Origin of the sequence: Janthinobacterium tructae, assembly GCF_006517255.1 — a bacterium.
Taxonomy (GTDB): Bacteria; Pseudomonadota; Gammaproteobacteria; order Burkholderiales; family Burkholderiaceae_D; genus Janthinobacterium; species Janthinobacterium tructae.
The window spans coordinates 195018-208936 of record NZ_CP041185.1; the positions used below are offsets into that span (position 1 = coordinate 195018).

Sequence of the window (13919 nt, forward strand, 5' to 3'; positions counted from 1 at the left end):
CCTTATTATCCAGCGAGAATTCATCCTTATGGCGTCATCCCCAGAAAACCTCAGCATGGCCGTGTTTTGCGACTTCGAGAACGTCGCGCTCGGCGTGCGAGATGCAAATTACGAAAAATTCGATATCAAGCCCATCCTCGAACGCTTGCTGCTCAAGGGCAGCATCGTTGTCAAGAAGGCATATTGCGACTGGGACCGTTATAAAAGTTTCAAGGGCACCATGCACGAAGCGAACTTCGAGCTGATCGAAATTCCCCACGTGCGCCAGTCCGGCAAGAATTCGGCCGACATCCGCCTGGTGGTCGACGCACTGGACCTGTGCTACACCAAGGCCCACGTGAACACCTTCGTCATCATCAGTGGCGATTCCGATTTTTCGCCGCTGGTGTCGAAACTGCGCGAAAACGCCAAGCAGGTGATCGGCGTGGGCGTCAAGCAGTCGACCTCCGACCTGCTGGTGGCGAACTGCGATGAATTCATTTTCTACGATGACCTGGTGCGCGAGAGCCGCCGCACGGCCGCCAAGCGCGACGCGCGCGAAAGCCCGGCTGCTGCCGGCAAGCGCTCGCCCGACGAAGAAGTGCGCCGCAAGGAAAAATACGAGTCGCGCAAGACGGAAGCGATCGAGATGGCCGTCGAGACGTTCGACGCGCTGGTGTCCGAACGGGGCGACAGCGGCAAGATCTGGGCTTCGATGCTGAAAGAAGCGATCAAGCGCCGCAAGCCGGACTTCAGCGAATCGTATTACGGTTTCCGCACCTTCGGCAATCTGCTGGAAGAAGCGCAGACGCGCGGTTTGCTGGAATTTGGCCGCGACGAGAAATCGGGCGCCTATGTCTACCGCAGCAGCGGCCTGGTGGCCGTGCCCGCCGCCGTGAACGCGGAAGCCGCCAGCGAGACCATCGCCAGCGGCGAGACCGGCGCGACGGCAGAAGAGGGCAACAGCCGCGAAGGCGGCAGCCGCCGCGATTCGCGCCGCAATGGCCGTGGCGGCCGCAAGCAGAACGAGCAACGCCGCGGCGAGTCCGCGCCACAGGCCTTCGTGCCGGTGGCTGAGGCCGAATCGGCTGTCATCGAGCAGTATGCGCCGGCGCCGCAGCCGGAAGTGCTGCACGAGGTGGCCGAAGCCGTGGAAGCGGTGGGCGAGGTGGTGGCAGAGGGCAACGCCAAGCGCGGTTCGCGCCGCAATGGCCGTGGCGGCCGCAAGAATGGCGACGGCGCCCGTGAAGCGCGCGCCGAGGCCGTCGAGGTGGCGGTGGTGGAAGCCATGCCCGTGCCTGAACCTGTCGCTGAAGTGATGGTGGAAACCGTCGCCGAAGCCAAGACCAAGGCCAAGCCGCGCACGCCGGCCCGCAAGGCGGCAGCCTCGAAAAAGCCGGCCAAGAAGGCGGTTGACGTCGTCGTGGAAGCGGCGCCTGTGATTGAGGCGGCGCCGGTGGAAGTGGCCGTCGTGGCGGAAGACAAGCCGGCCAAGGCGCCGCGCAAGACCCCGGCACGCCGTCCCGCGCGCAAGAAGGCGGAAGAAGCTTGATTGAAACCCCAAAGCAAGAACTGGGGGCAGAGCCGTCGGGTCTGACCCCGGAGTTTTGCTGCGTCTCCATGCGCAGGGCTTAGCCATGTACCACGGCGAACGCTTCAACAGCATTTCCCATACGGTGGGCGCCGCGCTGGCGGCCATCGGCGGCGTCATCCTGATCGTCGCGGCGGCCCGCACGGGCGACCCCTGGAAAATCGTCAGCTGCAGCGTGTATGCGGCCATGCTGCTGACCTTGTACCTCACGTCCACCCTGTATCACAGCGTGCGCGGCAAGGCCAAGGCCGTGCTGCAGCGACTCGACCACTGCGCCATCTATCTGCTCATCGCGGGAACCTATACGCCCTTCATGCTGGTGACCCTGCGCGGGCCGTGGGGCTGGTCGCTGTTCGGCGTCGTCTGGGGCCTGGCGCTGTTTGGCATCGTGCAGGAATATGTGTACGCGAAAGGCGCGCGCATCCTGTCGCTGGTGATTTACGTGGCCATGGGCTGGCTGGTCGTCATCGGCATCAAGCCGCTGCTGGCGGCGCTCGAGTGGAACGGTTTCCTGTGGCTGGTGGCAGGCGGGCTGTGCTACACGGGCGGCATCGCTTTCTACGCCACCGACCACAAGCTGCGCCATGGTCACGGCATCTGGCATTTGTTCGTGCTGGCCGGCAGTAGCTGTCATTTTATCGCCATTTTGTTCTACGTTGCCTGACGTAGCCGCTCGCCCTCACTGTTGCCGTCATTCCATTATAATGGCGCGATCTGTGAAACAAGGGCAAGAATGGATATCAACTCGGACGACCTGAAAATCTTCGTCACCGTCATCGACAGCGGCACCCTGAGCGCGGCTGCCGTGCACCTGGGGCAAACCACCTCGGGCGTCAGCCGCGCCCTGTCGCGTCTGGAAGACAAGCTGGCCACCTCGCTGCTGACGCGCACCACGCGGCGCATGGAGCTGACGGAAGAGGGGCAGCTGTTCCTGGACAAGGCGCGCGCCATCCTCGCCTCGATGGAAGACGTGGAGGAATCGATCCGCATCCGCCGCCAGAAGCCGGCCGGGCGCCTGTCCGTGGATGCCGCCTCGCCCTTCATGCTGCATTGCGTGGTGCCCCATGTGGCCGAGTTTCGCGCCATGTACCCGGACATCCGCCTGGAGCTGACCAGCAACGACCAGATCGCCGACCTGCTCGAGCACCGTACCGACATCGCCATCCGCATCGGCGCCCTGGTCGACTCGACCCTGCATGCGCGCCCGCTCAGTGCCAGTCCCCTGCACGTGCTGGCCACGCCCGCCTACCTGGCGCGCCACGGCGAACCGGCCACGCCGGAAGCGCTGTCCGGCCATGCACTGCTGGGCTTTGCCCAGTACGACCTGGGCAACAACTGGCCGCTGCGCCACGCTGCCGGCAACAGTCTGCAGATCGTGCCTGCGCTGGCCGCGTCCAGCGGCGAAACCCTGCGCCAGCTGGCGCTGCATGACCAGGGCATTGTCTGCCTGTCCGACTTCATGACGAAGGACGACATCGCGGCCGGCCGCCTGGTGCCGGTGCTGCAGCCGTTCTACACGGGCTACCGCCAGCAGATCCACGCCGTGTATTACCGCAATACGCAGCTGGCGCAGCGCATCAGCTGCTTCCTCGAATTCCTGCAGCAGAAGCTGTAAGCCCTATGCATGCAAGAGGCTGGCATGCAATGCCTGCCAGAGCCAGGCAAGCCCGCAGCAGCGACGTCGTGCAGCGCGTGAGAAAGTGTGTATTTTCTGTCATCTAGGTCATGTTAGCATGTTGCAACTTAAAACATTGTAAAACAACATGATTAAATACTATATTCTGCTTGCCTTGTTGTGTAGCTCCAGCGCCGGCGCCGCCGGTATCACTTATGCAGGCAGGGCGGACTGCCGCGTTGCCGAGCAGGCGAGGGTTGCCGGGCAAGTGGCGTACTGGAGTGGCGCTTGCAAGGAGGGCTATGCCAGCGGGCCTGGTGCTTTGCAATGGAGCAAGGATGGCAAGGCAACGGAACGTTACGAGGGTACGCTGAGCAGGGGTGTACCGGAGGGCGCCGGTATTGCGCAGTGGGCGGACGGCAGCCGCTACGAAGGGAACTACCAGGATGGCATGCTGCACGGTCCTGCCGTGGTGATGTTTAAAGAAGGTGACAAACTGGAAGCCAGCTTCGAACAGGACAAGCCCGTCGGCAATGTCAAGGTTCTTTATGGCGGTGGCGACCGGTATGAGGGCGGCTGGAAGAATGGACCGGAAGGCAGTGGCACCAGGGTATTTGCCTTGGGTGGCAGCTATCGGGGGCAATGGCGCGAGGGCAAGCCGTTCGGTGACGGAGAAATACTGTATCCCAATGGGCAGGTGTTGAAGGCGCACTTCAACGGCAGTTTCCAGATGACGGTGCCAGCGGAGAAGCTGGCGGTGGCCCAGCCGTATGTCCTCAAGCGGAAAGAACCGCCGACCGGGTCGGCTATACATTCCGCCATCGGCAGGGGGTATATCGCGCCGCCGGAAAAGTCGTATGCCCAGTTGACGCCGGAGCAGCAACAGCAAGTTAAAAGCAACTATCCGATTTTGCAGGATGACGATGCGCCGCCCTATCCAGAAAAGGGCATGCAGGAGCCATCGTACTCCATGTCCCGCCTGATTTCGCGTGGCGATGTCGTTGGCCAGTTCCATGCCCATGTCAGCGTGGACGAACTTGGCGTGGCGAAGAGTGTGGCCATGCTGAAAAGCCCGGATGGCGAGTCCGGCAAGCTGGTAGCGCTCATGTTGATGCAGGTCAAGTACACACCAGGCCGTTGCGCTGGCCAGCCGTGCGCGATGGCGGTGCCGTTCATCTTCGAGCTCAGCTACACGAAATAGTACGCTGCCCGGTCATTGCGCCACACACATATCGCTGCCCAGCAGCTGTTCCACCTCGTGCGCCGGCAGCGGGTGGCTGAAGTAATAGCCTTGCGCTTCGTCGCAGCCATGGCGGCGCAAATAATCCAGTTGTTCGGCCGTTTCCACGCCTTCGGCCACCACGCGCAGCTTTAAATTGTGCGCCAGGGCGATGATGGAGACGACGATGGCCGCGTCGTCCGCGTCGCGCGCCACGTCGCCGACGAAACTGCGGTCGATCTTCAGCACGTCGATGGGGAAGGTGCGCAGGTAGGCGAAGCTGGAATAGCCTGTGCCGAAGTCGTCGATCGACAGTTGCACCCCCAGCGCCTTCATGTCGTGCAACTGGCTGACGGCCAGCGCCACGTCGTGCATGAACAGGCTCTCCGTCAGCTCCAGTTCCAGACTGGCGGGCGGCAGGCCCGTTTCCAGCAGCACGTCGGCGATCGAGGCGACCAGGTTCGGCTCGTTGAACTGGCGCGCCGACAGGTTCACGGCCAGGCGCAGCGTGTCCAGTCCCGCCGCATGCCAGCGTTTCACCTGCGTGCACGCTTCGCGCAAGACCCAGGCGCCGATCGGTACGATCAGGCCTGTATCTTCTGCCAGCGCGATGAAGCGCTGCGGCGCCACCATGCCCAGTTCCGGGTGCTGCCAGCGCAGCAGCGCTTCCACGCCGACGATGCGTCCGCTGGCCAGGTCCACCTGCGGCTGGTAATGCAGCACGAACTGCTCGCGTTCGAGCGCGTTGCGCAGCGCCGTCTCGATGCGCAGGCGCTCCAGCGTGGCCTGGTTCATGGCCGTCGTGTAGAACTTGATGTTGTTGCGGCCCTGTTTCTTGGCGCAGTACATGGCGATGTCGGCCTGCTCGATCAGGTTTTGTGTCTCGCCATGCAAGGTCACGTCGCCGGGGGCGTTGTAGCGCGACATGTCGTAGACAGCCACGCCGATGCTGCAGGTGACGAAAAATTCCTTGCCGTCGAGTAGTACCGGCTGCGCCACGGCATCCATCACGCGCTGCACGATGGCGCCGCTGAGCACTTCGTCGGCCTGTTCGCACAGGATGGCGACGAATTCGTCGCCCGACAGGCGCGCCACCGTGTCGCTTTCGCGCAGGCTGGTCTGCAGGCGCGTGGCGATGGTTTTCAGCAGCTGGTCGCCGGCCTTGTGGCCCAGGCTGTCGTTGACGAACTTGAAGCGGTCGAGGTCGATCAACAGCACCCACAGGGCCCGGTTCTTGCGGCGCGACAGGGCCATGGCCTGCGCCAGACGGTCGCGCAGCAGGGCGCGGTTGGGCAAGCCCGTCAGCACGTCGTGGTGGGCGATGTGCTGAATTTTCTGCTCGGCCAGCTTGCGTTCCGTGATTTCGGACCCTGTGCCCCGGTAGCCGTGAAATTCGCCCAGTTCGTTGAACAGCGGTTCGCCATTGATGCTGAACCAGCGCAGCTGGCCATCGCGGTCTTTCATCGCATATTCGAGGTTGGAAAAGGGCAGGTGCGCTTCCAGGTTGGCGATATGCTGCTTGCCCCAGCGCGAATTGCGCATCTCCGGGTTATTTTCCCAGCGCGTCATGCCGATGAAGCGTTCCAGCGGCATGTTCGACTTGTCCGCAAAGCCGCCGGTGATGTGGGTGAAGCAGAAGTTGGCATCCTGTTCCCAGTACCAGTCCGAGGACAGGGCCAGCAGGCGGCGGAAGCGCTTTTCGCTTTCCTGCAGGGCGCGTTCCGTGCGCTGGCGCGCCCGCACGTCGGCGCTGAGCAGCTCATTGCTGCGCTTGAGGTCAGCCGTGCGCTGTTCCACCAGCAGCTGCACGCGGCGCGAGCGCTGCGTCAGCGACTGCACGAAGGCGGCCGTCAGCACGCTGAACAGCAAACCCGTGATGAGGGTGAACAATGAGCCCAGATGGTCGGCCAGGAAGGGGCGCGGATGGGCTACCACGCGCACATGCCAGGGCCGGCCGGCGGAGGAAAAGACCCGGTCATAATGGCTGTGATAGGCAAATTGCAGCCAGCGTGGCAGCGACTCCCAGGCGTCGCCCGCTGCGGCGGCCGGCGCCTGGCCATGCCGGAAGATTATCTGGTGCGGGTCGGCGTCAGCGTCGGCGTAGACGCTCAGTTCAAGCTGCGGGTCACCCAGCAGGTCGGCGCCGGCGAGGATTTTCTGTACCAGTTCGCCTGCGCGGACGATGGCTGCGGTATCGCCGATCAGCGCCGCGCGCCGCTGCTGTACCGTCTGCAGGGGCACGCCATGGCGGTACACGGGGCGCAGGATGACGAAACCCAGCTGCGGACCCTGCGCCAGGGCCAGCAGCCCGGTGGCGGTGGTCTGGCCGCTGATGATGGCCTGTTCCAGCGCGCCGGCCAGCAAGCCGTCAGGGCGCACGTTCATGCCAAAGGCGGGGCGGTTGCCCTGCAGCGGTTCGAGATAATCGACGATCAGGTAGGTCGCGTGGTCGGTCACGGGATGGATGACGCCATCGCGCATTTCCGTCATTGCATAGTCGGGCACGACGCGCCGCAGCTCCGTCTCGAACGCCGCGCGCTGCGCGTGCGGCACGAGGCGGTGAAAATTGAAGGCCTGGATGAATGGGTGGCGTTGCAGCAGCGGCGTGGTGAAGTTGTGGAACTGCTCGCGCGTGACCGGTACGACGGCGGCAAACAGCTGGTTCGTCGTGGTCAGCACCTCGACCGCGTCGTCGAGTCCCTGCTCGATGGCAGCCACGCGCGCGCCGGCGCGCTGCTGCAGACTCAGGCTCATTTTGTCGTATTCGAGCTGGCTGATGGCGGCGAACAGCACGCCGGTGATGCTGACGCCGAAGGCAAGGGTCAGCGCGGCCGCGGCAGAAATCGACAATGGCAGGCGGCGACGCAGCATGTTTTTTCCTATCTCACTTCATGGATACTTGGATTCGGCGGCGCCTGCCGGCCCCGCGCAGGCAATAGTTTGTCATAAACTATATCCATCATGCTGATTTTGCACCAAATTGCTGCTATTAAGCAACAATGCCCATGGCCGGGAAAGACGACGTTCAGCCGCTGCCCGCGCCTGCCCGCCGGCGCACGCGCCACAACTGCCATGCGGGCAGCCAGCGGTTCAGGAAACCCAGGCCGCATACGCGCCGCCAGCGCACCAGGCGCACGACGCGCAGGGCACGGCCCGCCCCGAGCGTGTCTGGCCTGGCGGCGAAGACGATGCGGTTGTTGCCGGCGATGCCGTCGAAGTGGCACACGGCGCCGCGGAAGGTGAGCATCAGGCGCGCCAGCATGGCAGGGTAGTGCTCGTCATAACTGAACAGGTTGGCTACCAGCACGCCGCCGGGCAGCAGGGTGCGCAGGCAGTCCGCATAGAAGCGCGCGCTGCCCAGTGCGGGCGGCAGGCCCGTTTCGTCGTAGCCGTCGAGCAGCAGCACGTCGGCGCAGCCCGGATGCTGGCGGATATAGCTGACGGCGTCCGTTTCGATGATGCGCAGGCGCGCGTCGTCGGGCGGCAGCATGAACTGCTCGCGCAGGGCGATCACGTCGGCACGCAGTTCCAGCACCGTGATGCGCGCCTCGGGCAGGTGGCGGTGGCAGAATTTCAGCAGCGAGCCGCCACCCAGTCCCACCATCAGGATGTGCTGCGGACGCGGCACGAACAGGGTGAAGCACATCATGGCACGCGCATAGCGCAGCAGCAGATGGTCGGGGCGCGACAGCAGCATTTCGCTCTGGATCATGCCTGGCTGGAATTCCAGGCGGCGCCGGTCGCCACAGGTATGCACCTGGGGCGCGCACACGGCAGGTAATTTGGGATACGGCATAGGACGACTTCGCTGAGTGGACTGGGGGAGATGCTTTGTTGCATTCAGAGAAATCTGATAAGCTCCCGTGAGCATACCCGATTAATCCGCGCCGAGCATGCGTATATGTATATGTACATGACGCGCGGCGGCACGGCCGCGCAGTCGGGCACCATGGAGACAAGCATGTTTTTGGATCACCCCATCATTACCGCGACGAACAGTTTTACCGAGCCTGACCGCATCGAGCGGCTGACGCGCGTATATGGTTATGCGGCGGCGCTGGCCGACGTGGCCGCCAACTTCGGATTCATTGAAAAAGTGGCGCAGATCCACGATCACAAGGGCACCCTCATCGTGTTCTGGCATGAGGCGCCCAGTGAAGTGGAAAAGCAGTATTTCGTGCAGGCGTGGGCCAGTAAGGTTGGCGACGGCAGCACGAATGTCGAACACGAAATCTGACCTGGCGCACCGCGCCTGCGCATCGATAGCGTAGCCCATGGATATCAAGACCCTGGTACTGGCCCTGGCGCTCGGCAACCTGAGCCTGTGCGCGGCCCTCTTCTTCTTCGAGTACGAGCGCAAGAAGTCACTCAGTCTGTCCACCTGGGCGGTAGCCAAGCAGTGCCAGGCCGTGGCCTGGTGTTTGCTGTATTTCCGCGGCGTCTTGCCCGATATGCTGTCCATCTTGCTGGGCAACAGCTTGCTGTTTGCCGGCATGGCGCTGGACGCGGGCGCGCTGTGGCAGGCGGCCGGGCGCAGCGGCTGGCGCCGTAGCATGCTGCCGGCGCTTGGTTTGTCGGTGGCGCTGTTTGCCGCCTGCTACCTGTTTGACGTGGCGCCGCTGCTGCGCAGTGCCGGCGGCTCGCTGATCGTGGCCGGCTTTTTCCTCGCCGGCTTAGCCGCGCTGTGCCTCAAATGGCGCGAGGCGAGCATGCTGCGCCGCTTCCTCGTCGTCAGTATGGGCGTCTTGTCGCTGGTGATCGCCGTGCGCGGCGTGCTCGCCGCCGCCGTGCCGGATGTTGACGCCGAGCTGCTGCAGCTGGCCGGTTTTGGCGCCCTGTACCTGATGATGCTGACGAACGCCTTCGGCTACCTGCTGCTGTCGCGTGAAAAACTGGGCGGCGAACTGGCGCGCCTGGAGGTGCTCGATGCGGCCACGGGCGTGCCGAACCGGCGCGGTTTTTACCAGGCGCTGGCGCCGTGGATGGCGCTGGCGCGCCGGCCCGGCTTGCCGACGGCCCTGGTGGTGCTCAATATCGACCACTTTAAAAGAGTCAACGACAGCTATGGCCATCCGGTGGGCGACGCGGTGCTGAAAACCATCGTCGACACGTGCCGCCAGCAATTGCGCGACAGCGACCTGATGGGTCGCCTGGGCGGCGCCGAATTTGCCATCCAGCTGCCGCGCACGACCCTGGCCGATGCGCTGATGGTGGCCGAGCGTATCCGCGCCGCCGTCGAAGTGCTGCCGGTCAAGACGGAACGCGCCGTGCTGCAGCTGACGGCCAGCCTGGGCGTGACCACCATCCGCGCCGAGGACAGCACCGTCAGCCTGTTCAAGCGGGCCGACGAGGCGCTGCAGGCGGCCAAGCAGGCGGGCCGCAACAGGGTGGTGGAAGCGCAAGGCGCCAGCACCCTGGATATTTGAATCGGCTTACTTTTTGCGCGAGCCCAGCCAGCTCGGTTCCTTGCCGCACTCCTTGCTCAGGAACAGGGCGTCGAGGCCGGGATCGCAGCGCCGGTCAGGCGCCTTCATCGGCTCGACGGTGAGCCATTCGCTTTTGGGCAGGATCTTTTCTTCGCGCGGCGCCACCGGTGGCGCGGGCGGCAGGCTGTCTTGCCACTTTGATTCAGCGGCAGGCGCAGGCGGGGTGGCCCAGTTCGCGTCAAGCTGCGCTTCGCGCGCCGGCGGCGTGTCCGCGTGCGCGGCGGCGCACAATACGCTGCCCGCGAAGAAGAAGGTGCGCATGGCCGTGTTGTTTATTGAAATCATGGTCTGTCCTGGGTCGTTGCCGTAAGGCGTACCCTGCAGTATGACGGCGGCAGCAAGCAACAAGACAAGAAAATTGCAACGGCATGTTACCAGACAGGCCATGCTGGCCGCCGGCACGCCGAACATGTGCATACTCTAACTTTCATTTAAGCTAGGCAAGTTATGCTGTGGGGTGCTCGCTCGGCCCCTCTTGTCGTCCGCACCGCAGTTCCCCTTTTTTACTCTTGCCAGGCCCATAATGAAAATGCTCAAATCCCTGCCTGTATGGCCGCTTGCCGCCCCCCTTGCCGGCTGGCTGTTCCTGTTCGGTTCCACCTTCAATGTCGGCGGCTACTATCAGATCCTGCTGGTGGCTGGCCTGATCGGCAGCGTGCTGGCCGCCGTGTACCACGCGGAAGTGGTGGCGCACCGCATCGGCGAACCGTATGGCACCCTGGTGCTGGCGCTGGCCGTGACCCTGATCGAGGTGGCGCTGATCGTCTCGCTGATGCTGGCCGGCGGGCCGGAAACGACGGGACTGGCGCGCGACACCGTGTTTGCCGCCATCATGATCATTTTGAACGGCATCGTCGGCATCTGCCTGCTGCTGGGCGCCGGGCGCCACCGCGAACAGACCTTCGGCCTGCTGGGCGTGAGCGCGTCGCTGGCCACCCTGGCGGCGATCGCCATCCTGACGCTGGTGCTGCCGAATTACACCTCCAGCGCCGTCGGCCCGTACTACAACTCCAGCCAGCTCATTTTCATCGCCGTCATCTCGCTGGTCCTGTACGGCACTTTCGTGCTGGTGCAGACAGTGCGTCACCGCGACTACTTCCTGCCCAAGGAAGCCGTCGGCGACGAAGAGGTGCATGCGGCGCCGCCCACGCCTACCGTCGCCTGGGTCAGCGCTGGTGCGCTGCTGGTGTGCCTGGGCGCCGTGGTGCTGCTGGCCAAGTCGCTGGCGCCCGCGCTGGAGACGGCGATCGCCGCCATGGGCGCGCCGAAAACCCTGGTCGGCATCGTCATCGCCGCCATCGTGCTGTTGCCCGAAGGCCTGGCCGCCGTGCGCGCGGCGCGTGCCAACCGTTTGCAAACGAGCTTGAACCTGGCCCTCGGCTCCGCCCTGGCCAGCATCGGCCTGACGATTCCCGCCGTGGTGGTGGTGTCGCTGGCCACTGGCCTGACGATCACCCTGGGACTCGATATCAAATCCACAGTGCTGCTGCTGCTGTCGCTGATGGTGGCCACCCTGTCGCTGGGCACGGGCCGCACCACGGTCATGCAAGGCACGGTGCATCTGGTGATTTTCGCCGTTTACTTATTTACCACCATCGTTCCGTAAGCCGCCGCATGGCTGCTGTTTTGTCACAATCCTGTCACGCCGCTGTCATACGATGGGGGTAGTGTGGTAGGATTTTTAAATCGTCTAAATGATTTATATAGTTTAGCAACTGATTTTGCCAACTTTTTTCAGTTGGTACAGCAATGACAAGACAAGAGGCCAGTATGTATGCAGCGGTGGACCTGGGGTCCAACAGTTTTCGTTTACACGTCGGCAAGCATGATGGCGACACCATACGCGTGGTCAAGAGCGTGCGCGATCCGATACGCCTGGCCGCCGGCCTGGACGCCAATGGCGACCTGACCGAGGCGGCGATGCAGGGGGCGCTGGCTTGCCTGCAGCGCTTTCGCGCAATCCTCGCGGGCTTCGAACTCGATGCCGTGCGCGTGGTGGCCACCTCGGCCATGCGCGTGGCGCGCAACGGCGCCGTCTTCCTGCCGCTGGCCGAGCAAGCCATCGGCTACCCCATCGAGATCATCTCGGGCGAGGAAGAGGGGCGCCTGATCTACATGGGCGTGGCCAATGCGCTGGCCATTCCCGGCGAACGCCGGCTGGTGATGGATATCGGCGGCGGCTCGACCGAACTGATACTCGGGCGCGGCAACGATATCGAGCGCGTCGAGTCGTTCAGCCTGGGCACCGTCAAGCAAAGCCTGTCGTTCTTCATCGGCGGGCGCATCGACGCGCCGTCGTTCGAGGCGGCCATCCTGTCGGCGCGCAGCCATTTCGAGGATGCCGCGCCGCCGTACCGTCCGCAGCACTGGAAGACGGCCTACGGCTCTTCCGGCACCATCCGCACCATCGCCGACATCATCGTTCGCAACAAGCTCGGTGATGGCTTGCTGTCTGGTGTCAGCCTCGATGCGCTGGCACGGCGCTTCATCGAACTCGGTCACACCAGCCGCATCGACATGCCCGGCTTGCGCCCTGATCGCGCCAGCACCATCGTCGGCGGCCTGGCCATCTTGATCGGCCTGTTCCGCGAACTGGCCATTCCCGTCATGACGCCGATCGAGGCGGGCCTGCGCATGGGCGTGATGTGGGATTTGTATCTGCGCTCGACCAAGCGCGACCGCCGCGAACAATCGGTGCAGGGCTGCATGGAGAAATTTCATATCGACCAGCAGCGTGCCGGCCGGGTGGCCGAGCAGGCGCTGGCCATGTATGCGCAGCTCAAGCCCACATCCGACGCTTTGGTGAAATGCCTGCGCTGGAGCAGCCTGCTGCACGAAGTGGGCCTGGCCGTGTCGCAGACGGGCTACCACAAGCACGCATCCTACATCGTGGAAAACGCGGACTTGCCCGGTTTTACCACGCGCGAACAGAAGACCATGAGCCGCTTGATCCTGGCGCAGAAGGGCAACTTGCGCAAGATCGGCGAAGTGCTGTCCGACCCCGATTTTGCCAAGGCCGTGCTGGCGCTGCGCCTGTCGATCCTGCTCATGCATGCGCGCATCGAAGCCGATTTCAGCGAACTGCGCCTGCGCATGAAGAGCCGCATCGAGCTCGACATCAAGCGCGGCTGGGTGGCGCACCATCCCACCGTGTCGTTCTGGATCGAGAAGGAGCAGGAATTCTGGGATGAGGTCGGGGTCGATTTCACCATCCGTGCCAGCGCCTAGGAGGTCATGCCGTGCACATGGCTTGATGTGCAGCAAGCAAGATTTCAAAAAAGAGTATATATTGTTTATATTATTTATTAGATTGGAAAATTCATGACCAAAACCGTCCCAGTGAAAAAAGCCGACAGCGCGCCCGTATCGATGTTCCCCACCAGCGCCTCGATCAATGCGGCAGCAGCCAAGGCCGCCCCGGCTGCCAAGCCTGCGGCAAAGCCGACAGCCAAGCCGACAGCCAAGCCGGTGGCCAAGGCCGCCGCCAAGCCAGTGGCCGTCAAAGCCGCCGCTGCGAAGCCGGCAGCAGTCAAGCCTGTTGCCGCCAAACCTGCGGTAGCCAAGGCACCCGTTGCCAAACCGGCGGCCAAGGCCGTCGTGGCCAAACCGGCTGTGGCCAAGCCAGTCGCCAAAGCCGCTGCCAAGCCGGCCGCCAAGGTTGCTGCGAAACCAGCCGCCAAGGCCGTCGCCAAGCCGGTAGCAAAAGCCGCCGTCAAACCGGTAGCAAAAGCTGCCGCCAAGCCAGCCGCCGCGAAAAAAGCGCCGCTCGCCAAGGTCGCCGCCGTCAAGGAAAAAGCCCGCAAGCCGAAGCTGGTGCGCGACAGCTTCACCATGCCCGAAGCGGAATATGAAGTCTTGGGCCAGGTAAAGAAAGCTTGCCTGAAGGCCGGTTTCGAGATCAAGAAAAGCGAATTGCTGCGCATCGGCGTGGCGCTGATCAGCCAGATCGACCTGGCCACCCTGCAAAACGTGCTGGCCGGCTTGCCGCAGCTGAAAACGGGCCGTCCGAAGAAGGATTGATGGCGCGAG

The 13919-nt window shown here is 63.7% G+C and carries 12 protein-coding genes; 9 read left to right on the forward strand and 3 right to left on the reverse strand.

Features of this window, described 5'->3' with window-relative positions; all coding sequences use genetic code 11:
* Positions 1–28 precede the first annotated feature (28 nt).
* The 4 genes from FJQ89_RS00900 to FJQ89_RS00915 all read left to right on the forward strand — a co-directional run bounded on the left by FJQ89_RS00900 (position 29) and on the right by FJQ89_RS00915 (position 4386).
* Entirely contained in the window at positions 29–1531 is a 1503-nt protein-coding gene (locus FJQ89_RS00900; RefSeq protein WP_168208316.1) for an NYN domain-containing protein, read from the forward strand.
* A gap of 85 nt (positions 1532–1616) precedes the next feature.
* Entirely contained in the window at positions 1617–2234 is a 618-nt protein-coding gene (gene trhA / locus FJQ89_RS00905; RefSeq protein WP_096234910.1) for a PAQR family membrane homeostasis protein TrhA, read from the forward strand.
* A gap of 69 nt (positions 2235–2303) precedes the next feature.
* Positions 2304–3185 (forward strand): LysR family transcriptional regulator, encoded by an 882-nt coding sequence (locus FJQ89_RS00910; protein ID WP_141168670.1) that lies wholly within the window; start codon positions 2304–2306, stop codon positions 3183–3185.
* A gap of 148 nt (positions 3186–3333) precedes the next feature.
* Complete coding sequence (locus tag FJQ89_RS00915) at positions 3334–4386, forward strand: MORN repeat-containing protein (protein ID WP_141168671.1); 1053 nt, start codon at positions 3334–3336, stop codon at positions 4384–4386.
* 12 nt (positions 4387–4398) lie between these two features.
* Here the strand turns inward: FJQ89_RS00915 and FJQ89_RS00920 are convergent, their stop codons facing one another.
* Positions 4399–7275 (reverse strand): bifunctional diguanylate cyclase/phosphodiesterase, encoded by a 2877-nt coding sequence (locus FJQ89_RS00920; RefSeq protein ID WP_141168672.1) that lies wholly within the window; start codon positions 7273–7275, stop codon positions 4399–4401.
* A 154-nt stretch (positions 7276–7429) separates the two neighbouring features.
* The gene (locus FJQ89_RS00925) at positions 7430–8200 is read right to left on the reverse strand and encodes a spermine/spermidine synthase domain-containing protein (RefSeq protein WP_141168673.1); all 771 of its coding nucleotides are present in this window, start codon (positions 8198–8200) and stop codon (positions 7430–7432) included.
* A gap of 165 nt (positions 8201–8365) precedes the next feature.
* On the opposite strand from FJQ89_RS00925, the gene FJQ89_RS00930 reads away from it, so the two are divergent.
* Both FJQ89_RS00930 and FJQ89_RS00935 read left to right on the forward strand, forming a co-directional pair.
* The gene (locus FJQ89_RS00930) at positions 8366–8641 is read left to right on the forward strand and encodes a hypothetical protein (protein ID WP_071078435.1); all 276 of its coding nucleotides are present in this window, start codon (positions 8366–8368) and stop codon (positions 8639–8641) included.
* A gap of 37 nt (positions 8642–8678) precedes the next feature.
* On the forward strand, positions 8679–9830 hold the full coding sequence (locus FJQ89_RS00935) for a GGDEF domain-containing protein (protein ID WP_141168674.1): 1152 nt from the start codon (positions 8679–8681) through the stop codon (positions 9828–9830).
* A gap of 6 nt (positions 9831–9836) precedes the next feature.
* Here FJQ89_RS00935 and FJQ89_RS00940 read toward each other — a convergent pair whose 3' ends face one another.
* Positions 9837–10175: a hypothetical protein gene (locus FJQ89_RS00940; protein ID WP_141168675.1), complete on the reverse strand. Its 339-nt coding sequence runs from the start codon at positions 10173–10175 to the stop codon at positions 9837–9839.
* Positions 10176–10413: 238 nt separating this feature from the next.
* Here FJQ89_RS00940 and FJQ89_RS00945 point away from each other — a divergent pair, with 238 nt between their 5' ends.
* The 3 genes from FJQ89_RS00945 to FJQ89_RS00955 all read left to right on the forward strand — a co-directional run bounded on the left by FJQ89_RS00945 (position 10414) and on the right by FJQ89_RS00955 (position 13910).
* Complete coding sequence (locus FJQ89_RS00945; RefSeq protein ID WP_141168676.1) at positions 10414–11496, forward strand: calcium:cation antiporter; 1083 nt, start codon at positions 10414–10416, stop codon at positions 11494–11496.
* A 164-nt stretch (positions 11497–11660) separates the two neighbouring features.
* Complete coding sequence (locus FJQ89_RS00950) at positions 11661–13118, forward strand: Ppx/GppA phosphatase family protein (RefSeq protein ID WP_099759685.1); 1458 nt, start codon at positions 11661–11663, stop codon at positions 13116–13118.
* A 93-nt stretch (positions 13119–13211) separates the two neighbouring features.
* Complete coding sequence (locus tag FJQ89_RS00955; RefSeq protein WP_141168677.1) at positions 13212–13910, forward strand: hypothetical protein; 699 nt, start codon at positions 13212–13214, stop codon at positions 13908–13910.
* Positions 13911–13919 lie beyond the last annotated feature (9 nt).

What these genes read in the sequence shown, in the direction of transcription:
- FJQ89_RS00930 (WP_071078435.1), top strand. Translation starts at nt 8,366, where the DNA reads ATGTTTTTGGATCACCCCATCATTACCGCGACGAACAGTTTTACCGAG.
- FJQ89_RS00910 (WP_141168670.1), top strand. Translation starts at nt 2,304, where the DNA reads ATGGATATCAACTCGGACGACCTGAAAATCTTCGTCACCGTCATCGAC.
- FJQ89_RS00920 (WP_141168672.1), bottom strand. Translation starts at nt 7,275, where the DNA reads ATGCTGCGTCGCCGCCTGCCATTGTCGATTTCTGCCGCGGCCGCGCTG.
- FJQ89_RS00955 (WP_141168677.1), top strand. Translation starts at nt 13,212, where the DNA reads ATGACCAAAACCGTCCCAGTGAAAAAAGCCGACAGCGCGCCCGTATCG.
- FJQ89_RS00915 (WP_141168671.1), top strand. Translation starts at nt 3,334, where the DNA reads ATGATTAAATACTATATTCTGCTTGCCTTGTTGTGTAGCTCCAGCGCC.
- FJQ89_RS00925 (WP_141168673.1), bottom strand. Translation starts at nt 8,200, where the DNA reads ATGCCGTATCCCAAATTACCTGCCGTGTGCGCGCCCCAGGTGCATACC.
- FJQ89_RS00940 (WP_141168675.1), bottom strand. Translation starts at nt 10,175, where the DNA reads ATGATTTCAATAAACAACACGGCCATGCGCACCTTCTTCTTCGCGGGC.
- FJQ89_RS00945 (WP_141168676.1), top strand. Translation starts at nt 10,414, where the DNA reads ATGAAAATGCTCAAATCCCTGCCTGTATGGCCGCTTGCCGCCCCCCTT.
- trhA (WP_096234910.1), top strand. Translation starts at nt 1,617, where the DNA reads ATGTACCACGGCGAACGCTTCAACAGCATTTCCCATACGGTGGGCGCC.
- FJQ89_RS00935 (WP_141168674.1), top strand. Translation starts at nt 8,679, where the DNA reads ATGGATATCAAGACCCTGGTACTGGCCCTGGCGCTCGGCAACCTGAGC.
- FJQ89_RS00900 (WP_168208316.1), top strand. Translation starts at nt 29, where the DNA reads ATGGCGTCATCCCCAGAAAACCTCAGCATGGCCGTGTTTTGCGACTTC.
- FJQ89_RS00950 (WP_099759685.1), top strand. Translation starts at nt 11,661, where the DNA reads ATGTATGCAGCGGTGGACCTGGGGTCCAACAGTTTTCGTTTACACGTC.